19 protein-coding genes are annotated in these 20282 nt (G+C 63.2%); 11 read left to right on the top strand and 8 right to left on the bottom strand.

What is annotated here, in order from left to right; translation table 11 throughout:
- The 7 genes from tssG to AC30QB_RS05835 all read right to left on the bottom strand — a co-directional run bounded on the left by tssG (position 1) and on the right by AC30QB_RS05835 (position 6718).
- Positions 1-1086 carry a type VI secretion system baseplate subunit TssG gene (gene tssG, locus AC30QB_RS05865; protein WP_489545252.1) on the bottom strand — a complete coding sequence of 362 codons (1086 nt, stop codon included), beginning with the start codon at positions 1084-1086 and terminating at the stop codon, positions 1-3.
- Positions 1050-2939, bottom strand: coding sequence for a type VI secretion system baseplate subunit TssF (gene tssF, locus AC30QB_RS05860; RefSeq protein ID WP_489545251.1), 1890 nt, complete (start codon positions 2937-2939; stop codon positions 1050-1052). Before tssF ends, tssG begins: the two co-directional genes overlap by 37 nt.
- Positions 2936-3433 carry a type VI secretion system baseplate subunit TssE gene (gene tssE / locus AC30QB_RS05855; protein ID WP_489545250.1) on the bottom strand — a complete coding sequence of 166 codons (498 nt, stop codon included), beginning with the start codon at positions 3431-3433 and terminating at the stop codon, positions 2936-2938. Before tssE ends, tssF begins: the two co-directional genes overlap by 4 nt.
- A gap of 153 nt (positions 3434-3586) precedes the next feature.
- Positions 3587-4093 (bottom strand): Hcp family type VI secretion system effector, encoded by a 507-nt coding sequence (locus tag AC30QB_RS05850; protein ID WP_489545249.1) that lies wholly within the window; start codon positions 4091-4093, stop codon positions 3587-3589.
- A gap of 58 nt (positions 4094-4151) precedes the next feature.
- The gene (tssC, locus tag AC30QB_RS05845) at positions 4152-5639 is read right to left on the bottom strand and encodes a type VI secretion system contractile sheath large subunit (protein WP_489545248.1); all 1488 of its coding nucleotides are present in this window, start codon (positions 5637-5639) and stop codon (positions 4152-4154) included.
- Between the two features lie 3 nt (positions 5640-5642).
- Positions 5643-6158: a type VI secretion system contractile sheath small subunit gene (gene tssB, locus AC30QB_RS05840; protein ID WP_489545247.1), complete on the bottom strand. Its 516-nt coding sequence runs from the start codon at positions 6156-6158 to the stop codon at positions 5643-5645.
- Between the two features lie 29 nt (positions 6159-6187).
- Positions 6188-6718: a hypothetical protein gene (locus tag AC30QB_RS05835; RefSeq protein ID WP_489545246.1), complete on the bottom strand. Its 531-nt coding sequence runs from the start codon at positions 6716-6718 to the stop codon at positions 6188-6190.
- A 437-nt stretch (positions 6719-7155) separates the two neighbouring features.
- On the opposite strand from AC30QB_RS05835, the gene tssJ reads away from it, so the two are divergent.
- The 8 genes from tssJ to AC30QB_RS05795 all read left to right on the top strand — a co-directional run bounded on the left by tssJ (position 7156) and on the right by AC30QB_RS05795 (position 16173).
- On the top strand, positions 7156-7770 hold the full coding sequence (gene tssJ / locus AC30QB_RS05830; protein ID WP_489545245.1) for a type VI secretion system lipoprotein TssJ: 615 nt from the start codon (positions 7156-7158) through the stop codon (positions 7768-7770).
- Positions 7771-7790: 20 nt separating this feature from the next.
- Positions 7791-9140, top strand: a complete 1350-nt coding sequence (gene tssK / locus AC30QB_RS05825; RefSeq protein ID WP_489545244.1) for a type VI secretion system baseplate subunit TssK — start codon at positions 7791-7793, stop codon at positions 9138-9140.
- Positions 9137-9928 (top strand): type IVB secretion system protein IcmH/DotU, encoded by a 792-nt coding sequence (gene icmH, locus AC30QB_RS05820; RefSeq protein ID WP_489545243.1) that lies wholly within the window; start codon positions 9137-9139, stop codon positions 9926-9928. Before tssK ends, icmH begins: the two co-directional genes overlap by 4 nt.
- 89 nt (positions 9929-10017) lie before the next feature.
- Positions 10018-13014, top strand: coding sequence for a type VI secretion system Vgr family protein (locus tag AC30QB_RS05815; protein ID WP_489545242.1), 2997 nt, complete (start codon positions 10018-10020; stop codon positions 13012-13014).
- 50 nt (positions 13015-13064) lie between these two features.
- The gene (locus tag AC30QB_RS05810; protein ID WP_489545241.1) at positions 13065-14360 is read left to right on the top strand and encodes a hypothetical protein; all 1296 of its coding nucleotides are present in this window, start codon (positions 13065-13067) and stop codon (positions 14358-14360) included.
- A complete protein-coding gene (locus AC30QB_RS05805) occupies positions 14360-14593 on the top strand; it encodes a hypothetical protein (protein WP_489545240.1) in 234 nt (77 codons plus the stop codon). The genes AC30QB_RS05810 and AC30QB_RS05805 overlap by 1 nt, the downstream gene beginning before the upstream one ends.
- Complete coding sequence (locus AC30QB_RS05800; RefSeq protein ID WP_489545239.1) at positions 14593-15702, top strand: Imm71 family immunity protein; 1110 nt, start codon at positions 14593-14595, stop codon at positions 15700-15702. Before AC30QB_RS05805 ends, AC30QB_RS05800 begins: the two co-directional genes overlap by 1 nt.
- Before the next feature lie 135 nt (positions 15703-15837).
- Positions 15838-16173 (top strand): HD domain-containing protein, encoded by a 336-nt coding sequence (locus tag AC30QB_RS05795; protein WP_489545238.1) that lies wholly within the window; start codon positions 15838-15840, stop codon positions 16171-16173.
- A gap of 297 nt (positions 16174-16470) precedes the next feature.
- On the opposite strand, the gene AC30QB_RS05790 is transcribed toward AC30QB_RS05795, so the two are convergent.
- Positions 16471-17268 carry a hypothetical protein gene (locus AC30QB_RS05790; RefSeq protein ID WP_489545237.1) on the bottom strand — a complete coding sequence of 266 codons (798 nt, stop codon included), beginning with the start codon at positions 17266-17268 and terminating at the stop codon, positions 16471-16473.
- A gap of 129 nt (positions 17269-17397) precedes the next feature.
- Between AC30QB_RS05790 and AC30QB_RS05785 the strand changes: the two genes are divergently transcribed.
- The 3 genes from AC30QB_RS05785 (at position 17398) to AC30QB_RS05775 (ending at position 20263) form a co-directional block, all read left to right on the top strand.
- A complete protein-coding gene (locus AC30QB_RS05785; protein ID WP_489545236.1) occupies positions 17398-18252 on the top strand; it encodes a M15 family metallopeptidase in 855 nt (284 codons plus the stop codon).
- Between the two features lie 84 nt (positions 18253-18336).
- Positions 18337-18606 (top strand): PAAR domain-containing protein, encoded by a 270-nt coding sequence (locus tag AC30QB_RS05780; RefSeq protein WP_489545235.1) that lies wholly within the window; start codon positions 18337-18339, stop codon positions 18604-18606.
- 94 nt (positions 18607-18700) lie between these two features.
- On the top strand, positions 18701-20263 hold the full coding sequence (locus AC30QB_RS05775; protein WP_489545234.1) for a hypothetical protein: 1563 nt from the start codon (positions 18701-18703) through the stop codon (positions 20261-20263).
- Positions 20264-20282: the final 19 nt, after the last annotated feature.

The raw sequence follows: 20282 nt of genomic DNA, 5'->3' as shown, positions 1-20282 counted from the left end.
TCAGGCGGCCATGGCGGCGTGCACGTCGTAGCGCACATCGCAGCGGTCAGCGTGTTGCGGCCGCGTCTGGACGTAGGTGTCCCAGCCCAGACGGCCGGCGTAGGGCGATCGCTTTGAGTCGAGGGCGCTGCTCTGCACAGCCTCGGCGCGCAGCGTCAGGTTGATCTCGTACTCAAGGCTCACGCCGCTCAACAGCGTAAGCAACTCGCGCAGCGCGGTAGCACCTGGCGCACCAGGCAAAAAGCGCTGAAACAGGCCGTGAGTCAAAGGGCCAAGCACGACCCTCACGCGCAGATCACGTTGCCAGACTCGCTCTCCCGACAAGGCATTGCGGCCCAGCACCCCATTGCCCATGCCGAGGGACGTGCGTGCGACAGGCGGCAAGGTGTACCAGCGGCCGCAAAACTGCTCGATGCGCACGGCGACCTTCAAATAGCGCGACAAGAGTTGCTGCAACTGCTGAGCCGACAGCGCACGCTGCTGCAAAGCGCCCGCAAAGAACGCCAGGCTTTCATCGTTGACGCCGCCCGCTTCCGGCTGAAGCCGGTCGTGCAAAGCGGTTTGCCCGACACCCGCCAGTGCAAGCACCATGGGCGCAAAGCGGTTCTTGCGATCGGCCTCGTATTGCAGGTGCAGGCGGCTCTTTTTCCAGGCTGCATAAAACAGGCTGATCGCCCGGTGGCTGAACAGGTCCAGAAAGCTTCGAGCCGACGCGTCTTTTTGCTGCAGCTCTCGTTGCGCGATCTGTTCGGTGTAAATCAAGGGCAAGGTGCCGGAGAGACCCAGCATGCCCATGAAGGCCGGCGTGATCTCAATTCGCGAAACAGGCGCATCGCCATCGTGGTCCCGGCCGGCGTCTTGGTCACGATGAACCACCAGCGACTCAATCTCGCTTGCCGGAAAAGACAATGACGTGGAGTTGCGAAACCTCAGCTCAGGCGGCAGCAGCTCACCGCTGGCGCGTGGCGTGTCGCTCGCGAGCCAGCGCTCCAGCAGCCGCACCGCCTGAAAGAATTCAAACCGGTGCGGTGTGTCGAACAGCTGCTCGATCAGATCAGCTGAGTGGCGCCGTTGCGAGGCAGGCATTGGAGCAAGGTCTGTTGGGTGCGGGCGGAAACCACCTTCAGCTGAGAGAAGCTGTTGATGTGAACGTACAAGCCGAAGAAGCGGTCGAGCACCGCGGCAAAGAGGCTGAGCCCGGTCCCGACAAAGCTGTCTTCGTCGACCAGCAAGCGCACTTCGGTGCCTCGCACAAAGCTGGCGAACGGCTCACCCGCCAGCCATGCCGTGGCAGGCACGAATTCGACGGCGATGATGCCGTCGACTTGACGTCGGTTGGTGGCATCGCGCGGCAGATCGTAGAGGCGAAGCATCTCTTTCAGGGCTTCTACACCCCGCCCGCTCAACGAAAGATGGTTCAAAGACAAATGCGAGATCAGCCGCCACAAGCTGCCCCGCCCCCGCTCGAAGCGGTGGCTAGCGGTGGGCTTGCGCAGCAGCTTGATTTCGCGCGCAATGCTGCCGCCCTCGATGAACAGATCGCCACCCGCATTGCCAAAACTCAGCAGGCTCGGAAGCTCGCGGTTGGTGGCCGTGACATGCAGCGAAAGCGTGTCGGTCTGTGGCGTGGCAGGGTCGAAGTCAATGTCAACGATAGCCAGCTCCAGCTCGTAGCCAGGGCTGACGGCGGCCACGGCTTCATCCACATGGGCGTGCCAGTAGCGGCCGGGAGGGCCTTCGCCAGGGGCATCGCCCTCTTTCAGCAAATCGTCGTGGTGCAACGAAAAGAAGGGCCGAAACTCATCGATCGCATCACCTTGGGGGGTTTGCTTGACGCGGAACACCTTGTCGATCGAGTAAACCTCGTAGCCGAAGGCGCGCCGCGCGTCGACCACTACCGGGTACTGCGTGACGGCATGGGTCACGCGGATCGGATCGGCGTTTTGCTTGAAGAGGTTGACCACCGGCGTGCAACCGAGCGCAAAGTTGCGCAGCGACAGGCTTTCAAGCGCGCGCGCCTGGTCAGAGTCAGCTCTCAAACCCGACAAGACGAAATGCAAGGTGACGGTGCGCGGCCCTGGCTCAACGCCCGTCGCTTGATTGCCCTGCGCCGCCAAAGCGGCGCGCGGCAAAGGCAGGTCGATGAAGTTGAACTTGTCGGGGAATGCAAAGTACTCGGTGAGCAGGCGATAGGCCGGGTGCGAGCGCTCGTCGTAGTCGATCAAGGCTTCGTCTTCGGCAAACCCCACCAGCTCTGGCATCTGCTTATACGGGCCCGACCAGGGGCCGTGCGCCGTGGTCTGAACCATCACGGCCACGACGCGGTTGCACAAGGCCTCGCGTAACAGGCTGATCTGCGACGCCTCGCCGTCGAGGTACACACGCAGCTTGTCTCCAAGCGCTGCCCACGAGACTTGCGCAGACAGCAATTCAAGCTGCAGCGAGATGGCCGACGTGGCCGATGGCGGCAGGCGCGTACCCTCAGGGGCCATGACCGCATGCCGGTAAGCGGCCGAGCGCAACTTGATGGGCGCCAAAGACACCGCATAAGCCGATCGAAACTTGCACGCCACGCCGCGCACAGGGCGTGAACTCAGCGAGGTGCCGCGCTCGATCACCACGGGTGCACTCATTTGCCCCGCCACGCCGCTGATGTCGAACTGCGCAATCGAGCAAGACGGGAACGGCCTCAGATAGTGCGGGTACAGCACCTCGAGCAGCGACTCGGTGACCAGCGGAAAGTCATCGTCCAGGCGCTTGTGGACACGTGCTGCCAACAGGGCAAAAGACTGGATCAGCCGCTCGACGTGCGGGTCTTCCGCCACATCGGCACCCAGCATCAGGCGCCCGGCGATCTTCGGGTAGTCGGCCGCAAAATGTTTGGCCGACCCGCGCAAGCGCGACAACTCGGCCTCGAAGTAGGGCAGCAGGTCTCTCATGACATGGACTGGCGAAAGGCGCCGCCCCCGCGCTGGCGAGCCACTGAGTAGCGCTGCACATTGGGCTCGAAGCGGGCGTCGAAGCTCACCTGCTCGCCCACATCAGACACTCGCAAGGTGGCTCGAATGGTGAAGTTGAGTCGGTTGAAGGCATGGCCTTCGGCCTCGAGCGACACGCTGACCGCGCGCATCCGCCCGTCGTGGCGCTCGATGGATTGCTGGATGGCCTGGCAAATGAAATCGCGGTCCAGCCCGCTAGACAAACTGCGCGAAGCAAAATCGGCAACGCCGTAGTTGGCCACCGAACGCGCACTCAGCGGGTACTGCTTCTGGTCGTCTTCGCTCAGCGCACTGCGCGTGTTGAGCAACGCTTCTAGATCAGCCGCAACTGAGTCTTTCAATTCATCGAGTGACAAACCCGGCAGCACTTCACCCGGCCGCTCATTGAGCGACTTGTGAATCAGCTTGTCGAGCAGACTGGGCGCGTAGCGCATTCGCGAAGACCATCAAAGATTGGAAGAGCACACCGCCTATGGGAGAGACATGCGGCAACGAGGGGCAAGAACGCGGCGAGAAGCGAGGCAAGAAGCGAGGCAAGAAAAAGGGCCGCGACGCACGCGGCCCCTCGTGCCGAAATCAGGGTGAGATCAGGCAGCAGCCTTGTTGGAGGCCAGGTCCCAGCCGCCCACGTCGTTGCCGACGTTGGCAGAGCCGTCAGTCTTGGAGCCCTTGTGCAGCCAGGTAATCTTGGCGTACTTCAATGCAAAGGTTTCCACCGGCAGCCCAGCAGCCGGCACGGCCATTTCGCTCTTGGCGACGATGGCATTGGTCAACTTGATGGTCAGGTAGTTGGTGCGCACGCTGCCGGTCGCACGGAAGAACTGAATTTCCACGTCATAGGCATAGGCAGCCGAGCAGGCTTCCCACAGGTAGACGCTGGCCTTGTCGATGTCCTTGGTGAAGGCCATCAGGTCGTGCTCACAGCGCTCTGCCGTGTGACCACCCGAAGAAGAAGCAGTGGCCGACTTGGGTTGCACGATTCCGTGATCCCAGGACGTCACTTCAAGCCAATCCTTGTGATCCGCATCGAGCGATTCGCCAGGGATGTCTTTGGAGTTGGTCTTCTTCGTGAACTTGACGTAGATGTCTTTCATTGATTTTTTCCCTTAGTGAGATAGAAAACCGGGTTCGCTGGTAAGCGAAAACCGGCGCTTAGCCGCCTGCCCCTTGTGGCAGCTCGGCAACCAACCGCAACGAGACTGACAGCTCGTCGAGTTGAAAGTGCGGCCGCAAGAAAGCGACCGCGCGATACACCCCAGGCTTGCCCGGAACTTCTGACACTTGCACCGAGCCTTCGCGCAGCGGGTACTTGGCCTTCTGCTCATGCGACGCGTCGTCAGAGCTGAGGATGTACTGGCCCAGCCATTGGTTCAGGTAGGTCTGTACGTTTTCAACGCTGGCGAAGCTGCCGACCTTGTCGCGCATCATGGCCTTCATGTAGTGCGAGATGCGAGAGACAGCAAACATGTATTGCAGCTGGCCCGACAGCGACGCATTGGCGTTGGCCGCATCGCTGTCGTACTTCTTGGCTTTCTGCGCCGACTGCGCGCCGAAAAACGCGGCGTAATCGGTGTTCTTGCAATGCACCAGCGGGATGAAGCCCAGGTCGCTGAGCTCTTTCTCGCGCCGGTCGGTGATGGCGATCTCGGTCGGGCACTTGAGCGCCACTTCGCCGTCGTCGGTCTTGAAGGTGTGCGTTGGCAGGTCTTCGACCAAACCACCGCCTTCGACTCCCCGGATGGCAGCACACCAACCGTAGGCTTCGAACGCCGCCGTCAGGCGCGCCGCGAATGCGTACGCCGCATTCACCCACAGGTATTTGGAGTGGTTGGAGCCGTCGACTTCCTCCACGAAGTTGAAACCTTCGGTGGCGGTGCCATCTTTCGGGTTGAACGGCAGACGCCCCAGGAAACGCGGCAACGTGAGGCCGACATAGCGCGAGTCTTCGGACTCACGGAATGACTTCCACTTCGCGTACTCGACGGTGTCAAACACCTTCGACAGGTCACGCGGGCGGCCCATGTCGGTGTAGGTCTCAAGACCAAACAGCTCAGGCGACGCCGCCGAGATGAAGGGGGCATGCGCAGCGGCGGCCACGTGCGCCATCTGCTCGGTGAAGTACATGTCTTCGGCCTGGCGGCCGATGTCGAAGTCGCCGATCAACGCACCGAAAGGAGCGCCGCCGAAAGTGCCGAACTCTTCTTCGTAAACCTTTTTGAACAGCGCGCTCTGGTCGAAGTCGATCGCGGTTTTGAAGTCACGCACCAGCTCTTTCTTGGTGGTGTTGAAGACCTTGATCTTGATCTGCTCGCCGGTGCTGGTGTGCTTGCACAGATAGTGCAAGCCGCGCCACGAGGCTTCCAGCTTCTGGAACTCGGCGCCGTGCATCACTTCGCTCAGCTGAGCCGAGATGAGGTGGTCGAGCTCTGCCACACGCGCATCGAGCGTGGCCGAGAGGTTGTCGGACATCACCACCGTGCCCTGCAGCACTTCTTTCACGAGCTCGCCGATGATGTCTTTGGCGCGGTTGTGCTCGGTCGTGGTCTTGGCGACCTTGCTTTGCGCGACGATGTCGTCGAGCAAGCCGACCTCGGTGGTGCCGGCGGCGGCCGTACCCTGGGGTTGCAGTGATGCGTTCATGGCTTACTCCTGATCCTTGCCGGCCTCTTGGCCCAGCTGCTTGAGCTTCTCGGTGTTGCTGAGCACATCGCTCAGCACGTCTTCGAGCTTGTCGTTGCCGGCCAGCTTGTTGCGCAGGTCAGACAACTTGGTGCGTGCTTCCAGAAGCTTGCGCAGCGGCTCGACTTGCTGCACCACAGCTTCCGGGCTGAAGTCATCGAGAGACTTGAACCGCAGGTTGACGGCGAACTCGCCGCCTTCCGGGCTGAGCTGGTTCTTGACGCGATAACTGGCCTTGGGGGCCATGCCGTCGAGCACTTCATCGAAGTTATCGAGATCGACGTTGACGAACTTGCGCTCCTTCAGCTTGGGCAACGGGTTGTCCGGGTCTTGCTGGCCGGTGAAGTCACCCATCACGCCCATGACGAATGGGAGCTCCTTGTTTTCGATCGCATCACCGATCTCCACGTCATAGGAGAGCTGAACCCGCGGGGGGCGAACACGCTCGAGGCGCTTTTGAACACTGTCTTTCTTGGCCATGATGTCCTCTCAAAAAGGGGGCGTGAATCTCAGCCTTTGAGGGCGTCGAACGGGTTACGTTTGGGCTCAGTCGTCGCTGGTGCTGATGCCGGCCCAGTGTGCGACAGCGGCACCACGCGGCGCGCAGACGGCGGGCGCACGGCAGGCTTGTCGCTCGGAACGGGAGCGGCCCCCGGAAGAGGCTGCGGAAGAATGGATTCGCCCAAGGCGTCACGCATGATGCGAGCAAGCGTTTGCGCTTCTTCGCGTGTGCTGCCGCCCAGGGCATTGGCCAAGCGCAGTTGCTCAATGGCGTTGGCCGACACCCGCAGGCCACTGACGGCCATGATGCTTTTCGCCGTGACGTCGGTCGTGTCGCGCTGCAAGACTTCTTGGGCTGCCGTGATGGCAGAGCCGTAGTTGCGCGCATCAAACTGGGCCTGTGCAATGCGCGCCCACGGCTGCTTCTTCGCCGGGTCAGCCTTGGCGGCCTTTTCATAGAAGCCCATGGCCTCGACCACGCCTCCCTTTTTCTGCGCCTCATCAGCAGAGACCATCAGGTCGGCGTAAGTGGGCGGCATCACAGCCTTCAAGGGAGCAGGCGCGCTGGAGCAGGCGCCTAGAAGAAAAAAGCCAATCACTACGGCAAAGGCCATCAAGGGCCTGTGCAGACTCAGAACAGAAAAATTCACCAACCCACTCCCTGATTTGCTCGCGATCGCGAGCCCCGAAACTTGTACAACTTGGCTTGAAACCAGATGCAGTAAATGCGCATTAAATCGCAAAAGCCTGCTAGGCAATCAAGGCTTACGGGATGTTACTGGCGCGTTGGTTGCGAGCCATCCCCCTCTTGGGGGCAGCAGACGAAACTGAGTGTTCGCGCAGGTGTGCGCCCTTAAACTCCACAGCCTCGCGGCCGTTGCGGCCAGCCTTGCCACGCACGAATGCGGCGCGATTGAAGTGGAAGATGATCAAGCACGGTGAGTCACGAGACAAGCGATGGACGTTGGGAGCAGCAGTGCTTCTCGCCGCCTTTGCGCTCGTTGCACTCGCGGGCTGCGAAACCGCCGGCAAGCTAGGTGAGGGTTTTGGCAACATGGGCAACAAGGCGCTGGAAACCATAGGCTTCAAGAAGCCCGAGACTCCGCCAATGCCCGAGTTGCCAGAATCCGCCAAGCCTGCACGGCCTCTGAAATTGCGGCTCGCCGCCAGCGACTCACTCAACGTCGACGAATCTGGGCGATCGCTCTCGTTGGTGGTTCGGGTCTACAAGCTCCGCAGCCCCACCGCGTTTCTCAACGCGCCGTACGAGACTTTTGGCAACAGCGTCAAAGAGAAAGAGGTTCTCGCTGACGAACTGATCGAAGGCCGAGAGATCGTGCTCTTGCCCGGCCAACAGCAACAGATCACCGAGCGTTGGGCGAGAGAAGCCTCGTATGTGGGTGTGGTCGCACTGTTTCGCGCACCTGCGCCGCAACGTTGGCGCTATGCCTTTGCGCTCGAAAATTTTCTGCTCGACGACGGCCTCGTTCTCGGCGCGCACGCCTGCACCTTGAGCATTGCGTCCGGTCAGCCCGTGGGCGTTTCTAGCGCCGCCATGAAACTCAATAGCACGGCTTGCGCCGTCAAGTAACTCTCGCTGGAAGGTAGCACTTGATTCCGACTTCAAAGGTTCTGTGGGGCGAAGGCCTGTTCCTGCGGCCTCAGCACTTTCAGCAGCAAGACGCCTATCACGAGTGGCGCCTGGCGCAGGCTGTGCGCGGCCTGCACCCTTACGCTTGGGGCGTGCGCAGCGTGAAAGTCGATACCGACGCGCTGCAGGCCGGCCGCCTGCGTCTGCTCGAGCTGCAGATGGTGCTGCCAGACGGCGAGTTCTACAACGCGCCCGCCGAAGACGAGCTGCCCGCACCGCTGGCGCTCGATGCAGCCTTCGGCGAGGGCAACGAGGTGGTGCTGCATGCCGCGGTCGCACCGCTGCGCGCCAATGGCAGCAACTTTTCGCCCAGTCGCGAAGAAGCCGACACCGCCACGCGCTACTACCAGGTACAAAAGGATGTGGAAGACCAGTTCACCGACGCCACGGCCGCGCAGCTCAGCGTGCTGGGCAAATCGGTCAAGCTGCTGTCTGAGCATGAGCCCCGCGGCCATCTGGTGACCATGCCGGTGCTGCGCGTGCGCCGCAACGCGACGGGCGGCTTCGAGCTCGACCCACGCTACGTGCCGCCGTCGCTCACCATACAGGCCTCGCCGGTGGTGTTCTTGTACTTGCGTCGCCTGCTCGACGTGTTACAGGCCAAGGTCGATGCGCTCTACGGCTTTCACCGCGAGCCCTCGAAAAACGTTATTGAGTTCCGCTCGGGTGATGTGGCCTCGTTCTGGTTGCTGCATACCGCCAGCGGCGCGTACGCTTCGCTCTCGCACCTGATGCGCCACCCTGGTCTGCACCCGGAGCGCTTGTTCCAGCGCCTGCTTGAGCTGGCGGGCGCACTGATGACCTTCTCCAAAGGGTTCACGCTGGCCGACCTGCCCGCCTACGACCATGCAAACCCCGGCCCGGCCTTCTTCAGGCTCGACCACGTGATCCGCGAGCTGCTAGAGACCGTGATCTCGACGCGATACTTCGCGATCGCCCTTTCCGAGGTGCGCCCGTCGTTCCACCAAGGCAGGCTCGATGCCCAGCAGATCTCGGGCGCCACCAACCTCTACCTCGGCGTCAGCGCCTCCGTGCCGCCCGCTGAGCTGGTCGAAGCCGTGCCGCTGCGCTTCAAGATCGGCGCGCCTGAAGACGTTGAGAAGCTCGTGCTGTCTGCCATGGCCGGCGTACCACTTACCCACGCACCGCAAGTGCCCGCTGCGATTCCTGTTCGCCCCGGCAGCTACTACTTCGCGGTGGAGCCGCGCGGCGCACTCTACGAACGCATGATGCAAGCGCAAGCCGTTTCGCTCTACGTGCCCAGCGGCCTTGCCGATCTCAAACTCGAACTGATCGCCATCAACGCATGAACGCTCCAACCCAACAGCCGCCGTCGCTCTTCAACGCGGCCGTGCCAGGCACGATGTCGCCCACCAGCGGCAGCACGCCACGAGAAGCGCGCACCCTGCTCGACCTGATGTACGACGGCTTTTACCTGCTGTTTTTGCTGCGCGCCAAGCAGGGGCCGACAGACGCCGAGTCATTCCGCTCGCACATCAAGGAGTTCCTCACAGGTCTGGAGCGCGGGGCCACCCGGCTCGGCAGCTCGGCCGAAGACGTGCACTTGTGCAAGTACGCCTTTTGCGCGACCGTCGACGAGCTGATCTTGATGTCGCAATTCAAGGTGCGCGACGCCTGGCAGCGCCAGCCGCTGCAGCTGCAGTTTTTCGGTGAGCAGCTCGCAGGCGAGCAGTTCTTCGTGAAGCTCGAAGCGCTGCGGCGTGAAGGCGCTGCGCGCATCCAGATTCTCGAGGTCTTCCACATGTGCCTGCTGATGGGATTCCAGGGCAAATACCTCATCGAGGGCAGTGAGAAGCTCAACTACCTCACCGCCCGCCTGGGTGACGAGATCGCGCACCTCAAAGGCTCGCGCGCCACCTTCGCGCCGCACTGGGCGCCACCCGATCAGGTGAGCCACAGGCTAAAGAATGAAGTGCCGCTGTGGGTCATTGCTTCGGTGTTTGCCTTGCTTGGCCTGCTGGCCTTCACTGGTCTGCGCTGGCAGCTCTCGCGCAGCACCGAGCGCGATCTGGCCGCTTACCAAGAGGTGGTGAAGCTGGCGCCGCAAGCCGCGCACGTCACCATCACCTTGCCATGAGCTGCTGAGAGGCCCGGCCCATCCAACGGGGGCCACTGCTGCGTATCAAGGGAATGGACGCAGCCGCAAGACAAAGACAGGGAGAAAAAATGAGCATTGCCACACTGACCCAGGCCGCAACCGACGGCTTCAGCCGCCTCAAGGCGCTGCTGAGCGTGAGCCAGCACAAGCGCCTGATGCAGCTGGAGACGGCGCTGCCCAGCGCAACGCTGGTGGTCGAGCGAGCGCAATGGCAAGAAGACGTGAGCGGTCTCGGCCAGGCGCCTCGGCCTTTGTCGCCGCTGGTCGCCACCGTCGACTGCCTCAGCACCAGCGCCCATCTCGAGCTCAAAGCCTTGATCGGCGAACAGATGAGCCTGCGGCTCATGTGCGCCGACGGCCGCTACCGCACTTGGCATGGCTATGTGGCTCAGGCAGCTCAGCTGGGCAGTGACGGCGGCTTGGCTCGCTACCGCTTGCAGCTCGTAGCGTTCACGCATCTGCTGGGCAAGCGCCAAGACAGCCGTGTCTTTCTCGGCCAGCGCGCCGACGAAATCATCAGCACCGTGCTGCGCGCCTACCCGCAAGCCAACTTCAAACTGGAGCTCAGCCCCGAAGCCCTGGAGGCCGCGCCACGCCGCGGCACCACCACCCAGTACGGCGAGACCGATGCCGCCTTCGTGCAGCGCCTGCTCGCTGAAGAGGGCTGGAACTGGCGGCTTGAGCACAGCGACGACGGCAAGCCGCTGAGCGTAGCCAAGGCCGCCAAGCACTGCCTCGTCATTCACGACAGCCAAGCGCAACGCCCCGACCTCGGCTCGCTGCGTTTCGGCAAACCCGATGTGCGCCAGTCTTTCCTCAATGCAGGCCTGGTGGAAGACACCATCACCGCCATCGCCTTAGAGCGCAGTGTCCAGCCCAACGCCGTCACCCTGGGCGCTTGGGATGCACGCCAGCTCGCCGGCGTGAGCGCCGAGCTGCACAGCACGCTCGCCGCTGGCGAGGTGCCCACCCTGGAGGGCTACGACGGCCGCGGCGAGCGTCGCTTTGCTCAGCATCAAGACAATGACGACCTGGCGCATGGCCCTCTCGCCGACAGCCGCACAGCCTTGGCGCTCGCCCGCCACGAGCTCAAGTTCAAGACGCTGCATGGTGACAGCGCCGTGCGCACCCTGAGCCCCGGCGCCAACTTCCAGCTCACCGAGCACAGCCTGTTCAGCAGCATGGGCGATCGCAGCGACAGCCAGTTTCTGGTCGTCAGCGTGCACCACGAGGCTGCCAACAATTTGGGCAGCGAGGCCGCTCAGCTCCTCAAGCGCAACGAGCTCGAAGCGGGCAGCTACTGCAACCACTTCAGCGCCGTGCCGGCGGCCGCTCGGCAGGTGCCGTTAGAAGCCGCCAAGCCTAGCGCACCCGGTGTGCAAACCGCTCTCGTGGTGGGCCACGCCGACGACACCGTCACCACCGAGCGCGATCTGCGCGTGCGCATTCAGTTTCCGTGGCAGCGTGGGCAAGCACCCCTGCCCGGCGCGCTCAGCGGGCCGCTGACTCCCGGGCAAGAACGCTCCGGGCACGCGCCGGGTGACGCCAGCGCCAGCCAGTGGGTGCGTGTGGCCCAGCCCAGCGCCGGGGCCAACTGGGGTGCTGTCTTCATCCCCCGCATCGGCACCGAAGTGCTGGTCGATTTCATCGAAGGCGACATCGACCGACCGCTCATCGTGGGCCAGCTTCACAACGGCCAAGACGCGCTGCCCTGGCCCGCAGGCGTCGACTCGGGCGCCAATCACCCCGGCACGCTGTCGGGCTGGCACAGCCAGACGCTGGACGGCGAAGGCCTCAACCAATGGGTGATCGACGACGCCACCAGCCAGCTGCGCATGCGCCTGGCCAGCCAGAGCCAAGGCAGCCCGTGGAGCGAGCTGAGCCTGGGGCACATCATTGGCCAGGGTGCCAGCAGCAGCCAGCGTGGCGCATGGCTGGGCAGCGGCTTCTACGCTCACACCGAGGGTTGGGCCAGCGTGCGCGCAGCCGAAGGCGTGTTGATCAGCACCACGGCTCGGGCTGGCAGCTATGGCAGTGCGCAGAGCACGCAGATGGACGCGCAAGAAGCAGTGGCGCAGCTCAAGGGAGCGCAGCAACTAGGCGAGGCGCTGAGCAATGCTGCGCAAGCCCAAGGCGCGATGAAGCTCGCAAGCCACGACGCTGCCGACAAAGAAGCCCTGCAAGGCCTGATCAAAGCCATAGACCCCAAGCAAGATGGCAAGCACGACGGGCGCACGAAGCAGAGTAACCGGGAAGACACCGAGCCGGTGGAGCGCTTCGCCAAGCCGTATGTGGTGCTCGACACGCCCAGCACCGCCGCCTTTGCCAGCCCCGCGACCCTCGCATCCTTCTCGGGGCAAGACACCAGCCTCACGGCGCAGAGCGATGTGCATCTTGCTGCAGCCCACACCGCCAGCCTGGTCTCGGGCCAAACCACCAGCCTCTACACCCACCAGGGCGAGCTGCAGACGATTGCGGCCAATGGCAATTTTTCGCTGCGGGCGCACACCGACCAGATGGAGATCCTGGCCGACAAGGACATCACCGTGATCTCCGTGAACGATGAGATCACCATCACCGCCAGCCAGCGCATCGAGATGGTGGGGGGCGACAGCAAGGTGGTGCTGGAGGGCGGGAATATCGACTTCGTCACCTCGGGTGCTTTCACGGTCAAGGCGGCTGCGCATGATTGGGCGGGGGGTGGGAGTGGGAGTGGCGGACTGCCATCCTTGCCCACGGGCGGAACCGCCTTTGAGAAGCACACGATCCTGCTGGATCACCGCTACCACGACGACACCGGGGTAGCGGGTGCCGCCTACGAGATCACGTTTTCCAACGGCGAGAAACAAACCGGAACCCTGGACGGAGAAGGCCGAGCAGTCATCAGCGATGCACCTTCACCCACAGGCAGCGTGGTCTATGGCCCGGCACAGGCCAGTTACAAGCGCAAGGGCGAATCAACAAACCCAGGCCTGCGGCCAAACCCATCGACCAGTCAACTTGAAAGCTTGGTGGACAAGTACGCGGCGAAGCTAACGAGCGCTGAGGGAGGAAACCAACGATGAGCGCAACCCCTTCCGCCCCGGGCGGGCTGTCGTGGGCCGAGTTCGAGTCCATGTCCACTGACGCCGGCGGCTGGCTGTGGGGCACGGTCAGCGGCGCATTCAACCAGAAGGCCACGATGTCGCAGATCGTGGTGGATGCCGTGATCGGCATGATCCCGCTGGTGGGCGACGTGACGGCGGTTAGAGACATCGTGGCGGTGTCGATCCGGTTCGTTGACGAACCCAAGGCACGAGAAGACAAGATGGAATGGGTGCTGCTCGCGGTACTCATCATCGCCTTGGTGCCTCTAGCTGGGGGCGTCGCGAAAGGTGTGGGCCGGCTGACCATCAAAGCGGTGGGTGATCTCGCGCATCTGGCGGGAGTGGCCCGCGCGGCAAAGCTTGCCGAATCAGCGCGCGACATCGTGGCCTTCTTGAACAAGATCGGCATGGGCAACGCCGAGCGCTTCTTGCTCAAGCTTCGGTTCGCCGACCACCAAGCCGCGATCCTTGCCAAGATGGACGAGCTCGTTTACGTGGTCAATGGCGCATTGGTTGCCATCGAAAAGAAACTGGGGAGCATCCTGGGTGAGGGTTTGGTGCGGCGCATCGACGGGTTGATGACGGGCCTGGGCCAGCTCAAGACCAAAGCCCACGACATGATCCCGAAGGCCATCAAGGATCTCGACGACACGCTTCGAGAAATCCAGCAGTACGTGCGCTCGGGCGGTCAAACCACCAGCCGCACCACTGCACACACAGTGGTCGCAGGTGACAAGGCTGCAGTCAGCATGACTGACGAGCTACGGCTCCTCGAAGGCCAGACGGCTGTGCGCAGTGCGCGCGGGGGGTGGCAACGAAATGTGGGGTTTGCCGATGAGTTCGAAGCCAAAGGGCTCTACAAGCATGAACCGGGGTATCCGAATCTCAAGGAAGGTGCGACGACGATCGTTACGAGCACCGGGGGCAAATCGAGAACCCGCTACATCGATGTCACCACCTACGCCGGCAAGATCGTGAACCGTCCTCTCGACAAAGGCGAGCAACTGTTTCGGGTGTTCGGGCCCAAAGGAAAAACGCACAACTTTGAGGTGTGGCAGTCCTATGCAGCTGGGAATCCAAAAGGCCCACACGCCTTCTGGGGCCTGGGCAAAGCACCCGAAACCGCCGAAGAGTGGCGAAAGGTCAAGGGCGCGGTTCTTGATGAATGGAACCGCGATGGCTTCATCGTGGTTGGCACCGTGGGGGAATCGGGCAAGGTGAAGGCATGCACCGGCAAGATCGCCGAGCAGGGAGGTAAGGACATCCTGGGGCAATACCTGCCGGGGGCGGCGCTCAGGCGAAGATCACTTTCGACAAGGCCTTGATGGAGCAACTCAACGCCGCTGGCGAGCGTGTGATGGCCACCGGCAAGGCCGAGACCATCCGATTTTCGACGGCAGTATTCGAGATCAAGCCCACCGGCTGGAAAGACGCCAACGGTATCCATGGCTACAGCCTCGTCACGGGCACTGCCGCCGTTCAAACCTCAAAATTGGCCGCACGCGAGTACGCCACCAAAGACGATCGCGACGGCAGCCGCAGAGCAGGAGCGCATTGATGGCTTTGGTCTACACCCTTCCGAATGAGGAAGAGCGCCGCCAGCTCTTTTACTACCTGAAGCGCGGTAGCTCCTACACCGCCTGGGCGGCGCAGGCCCCTTACTACAAGGCCTTCGTGGACATCGTTCGCGTCGCGTTTGAAGACACGCAAAACGATCCTTCGCCAAAAGACGGGCCCTTGATCGCCGAATCTCAGATGGCAACGCTGCTGAGTGGATTTGCTTCACTTGAGGCAGCTCTTACTCGCCTGCGCAATGCAGACAAGACCGTCTTCAAGTTCCTCGGCTACGGGCAGCGAGGATCGCCTTACTTCTGCGAGGCGTTCCGCGCGATTGAGGTTTGGAACAGCTCCAACACTGGCTTGGCGTTTGCCCACGGACAGGACTTCCCAGCCTGGCGCTCGAAGTTCTGGCCTCAAATCGAACGCGCGCTGAACCATCTCAACGAGGTGTTTTCCACCTGCGCATGCGTAGAGAGCCAACACACCGATGTTCCGGCGCCATACCAAAACATGGCGGAGCTGGCAGACGGCTCCGTGGTCGATTTCCCATCCATGCTGCGCGTCTCCGCCCGCCCTTTCCCGGACGTACCGATCCCCAAAGAAGAAGTTCTGATCCGCACCGGCCAGAACGTCCCCTTCTTCGGCATCTGGGAGCCGGTCAAAGCCCCGCCGCGCAAAGGCTTGCTCGGCATGTTCAAGCCGCCCGAGATTCCGCCGGGCCACCAGTTCGAGCTGGACGGGCTGATGAACTACCTGCATCAAGGTTCGCCCGCACCGACCATTGCCTTCCCCGAAGACGATGCCCGAAACGAAGGCCGGCCCACGGTTTGGCGCCTGATCTGGGCCGACGACCGATATCTCGACGGCACCATCCCCGCGGACGAACTGGCCTACGAGTTCGAGCCTCCAAAAGACCGCCCGCCGCCGCCGCCGCCCGAGCCCACATCGGACATCCAATGGGTGTTCTCAGGGATGCCCGCCCCAGAAGATGGTGTCTGGGCCTGCGAGGTCGACCTCAACTGGCGTGTGCGTCTCAAGAAGGGTGAGCTATTGCCACGACGCATAGAAACCGAAACCGTCACGTGGGTGCATGTACCGAGCGTGTGAGCCAACGGCAGTCGGAGGTTGCGGAGGTATTCACGCGTTTCAAAGTGGGTGAGATCATGCCCAACGTTGAAAGCGACTCCGGCACCACCATGTGGCGGTGGGCCAGTCAACAGCAGTGAATGGAGCATGCTTTTCATGCCGAACGCAGTGACCCGTAAACCGCAAGACGATCTCCCACCCGCTCTGCTGGCCCGCTTGGCAAAATGCTACGAAGAGCCTCACCGCCGGTACCACACCCTGGCGCATGTCGAAGCGCTCTTCGCCCATCTAAGGCAGTACACGCATCTGACCCAAGAGCCCCAACTCATATCGGCGGCGATCTGGTTCCACGACGCCATCTACGACACCCACCGCGCCGACAACGAGCAACTCTCGGCGGAATTGGCGCAACGTGAACTGGAGGGCGCGGGCTACTCAATGACACGCGCACACCGCGTGGCAGACATGGTGCGTGCCACCCATCATCATTAGGCCGATGCGGCAGACACCGACACGCTGCTGTTCCTAGACCTCGATCTGTCGATCCTGGGTGCGACCCCCCACAGCTATGCGATGTACTGCGCCGCCATCAGGGCCGAATTCGAGTGGGTACCTGATGCGGCCTACGCGCAGGGCAGAAGCCGCGTTCTGGAGTCTTTCGTGACACGTGATGTGATCTACCGCACACCCGCCTTGCGCGATCTGTGGGAGCCTGCCGCAAGAATCAACCTGCAGCGCGAGTTGGCTGGTTTGGCATAGGACGAACGGTTGGCGAAAGCCCGACCGGTGTCACTTCACCGCAGGTGCAGCCGGCTCTGGGCAAGCTGCATCAAACCCTTGCCGTCCATTGCAGAATATCGCCCTGCAATCGACCGCCGCAGGCCCTGCCAACGGACCGCAACGCTTCTCGTACGCCGTGCTCGTCGGCGCAGCGCTACCGCGGCTCACGTAGGGCAGCATCGCTGCCAGCAGATCGGCATCGGTGTCGTTTGACTTGGTGATCTTGGCCACGGGTTTGGTCGCTGGAAGAGACACGGCCGTGGCACCGGCCGTTGGCACGCGCTTGCCCTCTACCGCCTTGGGCTTGGGCACGACCGCGGGCTCTGCTCGATCCAGCGCTTGTTGAATATTGCCCAGGCTGGAAACGACACTGGTCACCGGGGCGCTGGCCGAGGCCGTTGCAGCCGCCACTGGCGTCACCGTTTCGATTGACGCGACCCCCGCTGTCACCGCTGGCGCCGCAGCTGAGGCAGGCACCTCAACGGGCTTGATTGCCACGCCAGGCGCCGTGGTCACAGCCAATGCCGTTTCGGGTGCAGATGCAACGCGTGCGCTGGCGAACTTCACCCCCACATACGCTGCAGCCACCACCAATGCCAGCACCGCCATCACCGCCACGTGCTTGAGCGGCGAACGGGCGGGCGCTGCGGAATAACGCGCTTGCCCACCGTCGATCGTGGCTAAGATGCTCGGCCCGAAGTCGGCGTGCCGCTTGGCGTTGGCGTTCGGTTTCGCATTGGCTGCAGGTGCACTGAAGAGCTGAGGGCGCGCACTGCGGGGGGGAACGGGGTTCTGCGGCTGGGTCATCGGCACTGATTTTGAGCGCCGTCACAAGGCCGGCAAGTTGCGCGGTATGCGCAAGCACTCAGCGATTCTAGAGACGCCCTCGCGGGCAGCAACGCCCTCTTGGGGGGCATCGTAAAGCTTGCTTACAAGATGATGTGGATTGCCATCCTGGCGTACTTCGTACTGGCCTGCTCTCTGGCAGCGCTGCTGTTGCTGCCCGCGTTTCGCGAACGGGTGATGGGCAAGGCCCTGCGCACCCGGCAGCAACTCGGTGGGGCTGGGCACCGTGCGCAGCAGGCGGCAGCACACAACGCGAAGCAACGCATCGCACAGGCCAGCGATGCCACGCTGGTCGGCAGCCGTTGGCTGCAACGCCACTGGCTGGGCGCGGCCATTGCCGCTGCCTTGCTGGCGCTTCCACCACTCGTGGTGTTTTCACTTCGCGGCTGGCACACGCTAGACGCTTACGACGACAGCTCGGTGGCGCAGCCCGACAGCGTGGTCACCACCTTGCTGCAAGGCGAGCAGCTCGTCGCGCCGCCGCCACTCCCGCCCGAAGTCTTCATGACCGCCGAAGTCGAGAGCGTCCGACCACAGCTCAGCAGTGCAGACCGCCGTTGGGATGCGCTCGACGCCGAGTTTCGCCAGCGCCTGCTGCTCGCCTATCGGCTGATGCGTGACGAGCACGGCTACGACATGGCCTTGATCGAAGGCTACCGAAGCCCTGAGCGGCAAACCGCATTGGCGAGCCTCGGCTCGCACGTCACCAACGCCGCCGCGTGGCAGAGCTACCACCAACATGGCCTCGCCGCCGACAGCGCGTTCATGCGCACAGGCAAGCTCGTCATCAGCGAGCGTGACCCGTGGGCCGCGAAGGGTTACGAGTTGTACGGAGAGGTTGCACAACGTGTCGGCCTCACCTGGGGCGGCCGCTGGCAGAACGCCGATCTGGGCCATGTTGAGCTTCGAAAAGCTGTCGCACCTCGCCCGAAGGTGGGGGGCTGAAAACACGCCCCAGCCGTTAGACTCGATCGCTCTAGAAATGTGCGGCACATCAGCCGAAAACTCAGGGCACAGGGGGTGGGTGAAATGGGGCGTCCGTTCATCGTGTTGGGCGACAAGACAGACCACGGCGGTGAGGTCATCGAAGCCTCTGGCGTGACCGACACGCACGGCAAGCGCCTCGCTCGCGTGGGTGACAAGGTCAGCTGCCCCAAGAAGGGCCATGGCACCACCGTGATCACCACCGGCGACGCCACCATGATCATCGACGGCAAGGCCGCTGCGCGCCACGGCGACCAGACTTCTTGCGGCGCCAAGCTCATCTCTTCGCAATCGGTCAGCACCGACGCCTGCTAGTTTCAACTTTCACCTCCCCTCTCGCCACTTCTCGGCGCCACCGTGCGCCACTCGTCGTCTTTGATGGCGCACTGATCGCCTGCCGCTCGTACCCATGGCCAAAGTCTGGAAGATCCTCGCGCTGCTGTTGGTGATCACCGTGCTCGTCTGGTTGACCACCATGTGGCGCTGGCAATCCGCGCAGGTCGACCCGAGCACCAGCGACCTTGCCCTCCACTTGGGTGTGCTGCCTCTCGTGCTGACCGCAGCGCTGGTGGCGGGCATCTGGGCGATTCGCCGCCTGCGCAGCTACGCTGCCGCCCCGGCCGTGGCACCCGCCCGCGCCGCCACACCTCAGGCCACACCCGGCGCCAACGCAGCCACGGCCGAGAAAGAGCGCAGCACACACGTGAGGGTCTGGGCCGGCAACGTTGAGGTGCGTGCAGGCAGTGACTGGAGCAGCGCTCAATCGAGCATCGCCACCGGAAACTGCAAGCCCGACCTTGACCCGCACCTCAAGGACGACGACGGCATTGCCATGTTCACCGCGCCGTTTCCCGATCTGTCCACCGATGCAGTGGCCGATGCCATGAGCGAACTGGTCGAGCGCATGGCCAAAGCGAAGCCCGATGAGTGGGCCGGCTACGAGACACCGGCAGAGGTGCTGCGAGCCCTCACGCTGATCGAGACTGCCACTTTGCCCATGCGAGAAACGCTCGATGCGCATTGGCCTGCGCTGGCCGCACCCCCTCCCTCCGCTCGCCAGAAACCGACTACGCCAGCCCTGCCGCCAAGCGTGTCGATCCGGGTCGCCATTCCATCGCGTTGGTCCGCCTCATCACAGCGAGCGGCCACCGCCTGGCTAGAGTTGCTTTTCGATCCTTTCATCGAAGCCGGCTTGAAGGCGGCAGGGCAGTCACGCGCCATGGCCCACAGCGCCAAGCCTGCCGTGCAGCTGCATGTGCACCCTGTCCACAGCGCCGAAGCCTTCTGGCTGCTGATGGACCAGCAGTTGCTGCAATGGCAGCGCGACCAAGAGGCGGGCCTGCTGTGGGTGCTCGCTGCCGACAGCCTGGTGAGCGGCGACGACACCGCCGCCATGGCCGCGGCCAGCGAGCTCTTCTCAGGCAGCAACCAGCGCGGCCGCGTGCCGGGCGAGGGTGCGGCGGGCCTGCTGTTGTCTTCACCCCTGTGGCCCACTCAACCAGAAGCCGAGCCGCCTCTGGCCAAGCTGCACAGAGCCAACATGCTGCGCCGGGAAAAATCGGCCGATGCCTCCGGGCGCATCAGCCCGCAGGTCATGCTGCAAGGCGCCACCGATGCGCTGCAGGCCAGCGGCTGCGTAGCCGCACAGGTGGAGCACCTCACTGCCGACACCGACCACCGCGCCTCGCGCACCGGTGAAGTCTTCGAAGCCGTGCAAGAGTTGCTGCCGCACCTCGACACCAGCGAGCAGGCATTGCGCCTGGGCGTGGGCTGCGGCGATCTCGGTGTGGCCCGCTTGCTCGCCTGCGTGGCCCTCACGGCACGCCAGGTGCATACATCTCAAAAGCCGGCGCTCGTGCTCGGCGCGTTCCCGGCATTCGAGCGCTTCGCCGTGATGCTGACGCCGACTTCCATGCCCTCTCCTGCATCGCCCCTCGCGCCCCCTGAAGCGACGGCTGCACAGCCTGCCTGAAATACCGATCGGACATTCC

Source organism: Rhizobacter sp. (assembly GCF_046595475.1).
Classification (GTDB): domain Bacteria; phylum Pseudomonadota; class Gammaproteobacteria; order Burkholderiales; family Burkholderiaceae_C; genus Rhizobacter.
Note: the sequence above shows the minus strand (reverse complement) of the source record. Positions and strands in the feature narration are given on the sequence as shown.

What these genes read in the sequence shown, in the direction of transcription:
- tssG (WP_489545252.1), bottom strand. Translation starts at nt 1,086, where the DNA reads ATGCCTGCCTCGCAACGGCGCCACTCAGCTGATCTGATCGAGCAGCTG.
- AC30QB_RS05775 (WP_489545234.1), top strand. Translation starts at nt 18,701, where the DNA reads ATGGCCAAAGTCTGGAAGATCCTCGCGCTGCTGTTGGTGATCACCGTG.
- AC30QB_RS05800 (WP_489545239.1), top strand. Translation starts at nt 14,593, where the DNA reads ATGGCTTTGGTCTACACCCTTCCGAATGAGGAAGAGCGCCGCCAGCTC.
- tssE (WP_489545250.1), bottom strand. Translation starts at nt 3,433, where the DNA reads ATGCGCTACGCGCCCAGTCTGCTCGACAAGCTGATTCACAAGTCGCTC.
- AC30QB_RS05790 (WP_489545237.1), bottom strand. Translation starts at nt 17,268, where the DNA reads ATGACCCAGCCGCAGAACCCCGTTCCCCCCCGCAGTGCGCGCCCTCAG.
- AC30QB_RS05805 (WP_489545240.1), top strand. Translation starts at nt 14,360, where the DNA reads ATGGAGCAACTCAACGCCGCTGGCGAGCGTGTGATGGCCACCGGCAAG.
- AC30QB_RS05795 (WP_489545238.1), top strand. Translation starts at nt 15,838, where the DNA reads ATGCCGAACGCAGTGACCCGTAAACCGCAAGACGATCTCCCACCCGCT.
- AC30QB_RS05810 (WP_489545241.1), top strand. Translation starts at nt 13,065, where the DNA reads ATGTCCACTGACGCCGGCGGCTGGCTGTGGGGCACGGTCAGCGGCGCA.
- tssB (WP_489545247.1), bottom strand. Translation starts at nt 6,158, where the DNA reads ATGGCCAAGAAAGACAGTGTTCAAAAGCGCCTCGAGCGTGTTCGCCCC.
- AC30QB_RS05850 (WP_489545249.1), bottom strand. Translation starts at nt 4,093, where the DNA reads ATGAAAGACATCTACGTCAAGTTCACGAAGAAGACCAACTCCAAAGAC.
- AC30QB_RS05780 (WP_489545235.1), top strand. Translation starts at nt 18,337, where the DNA reads ATGGGGCGTCCGTTCATCGTGTTGGGCGACAAGACAGACCACGGCGGT.
- AC30QB_RS05815 (WP_489545242.1), top strand. Translation starts at nt 10,018, where the DNA reads ATGAGCATTGCCACACTGACCCAGGCCGCAACCGACGGCTTCAGCCGC.
- AC30QB_RS05785 (WP_489545236.1), top strand. Translation starts at nt 17,398, where the DNA reads ATGATGTGGATTGCCATCCTGGCGTACTTCGTACTGGCCTGCTCTCTG.
- tssF (WP_489545251.1), bottom strand. Translation starts at nt 2,939, where the DNA reads ATGAGAGACCTGCTGCCCTACTTCGAGGCCGAGTTGTCGCGCTTGCGC.
- icmH (WP_489545243.1), top strand. Translation starts at nt 9,137, where the DNA reads ATGAACGCTCCAACCCAACAGCCGCCGTCGCTCTTCAACGCGGCCGTG.
- AC30QB_RS05835 (WP_489545246.1), bottom strand. Translation starts at nt 6,718, where the DNA reads ATGCCGCCCACTTACGCCGACCTGATGGTCTCTGCTGATGAGGCGCAG.
- tssC (WP_489545248.1), bottom strand. Translation starts at nt 5,639, where the DNA reads ATGAACGCATCACTGCAACCCCAGGGTACGGCCGCCGCCGGCACCACC.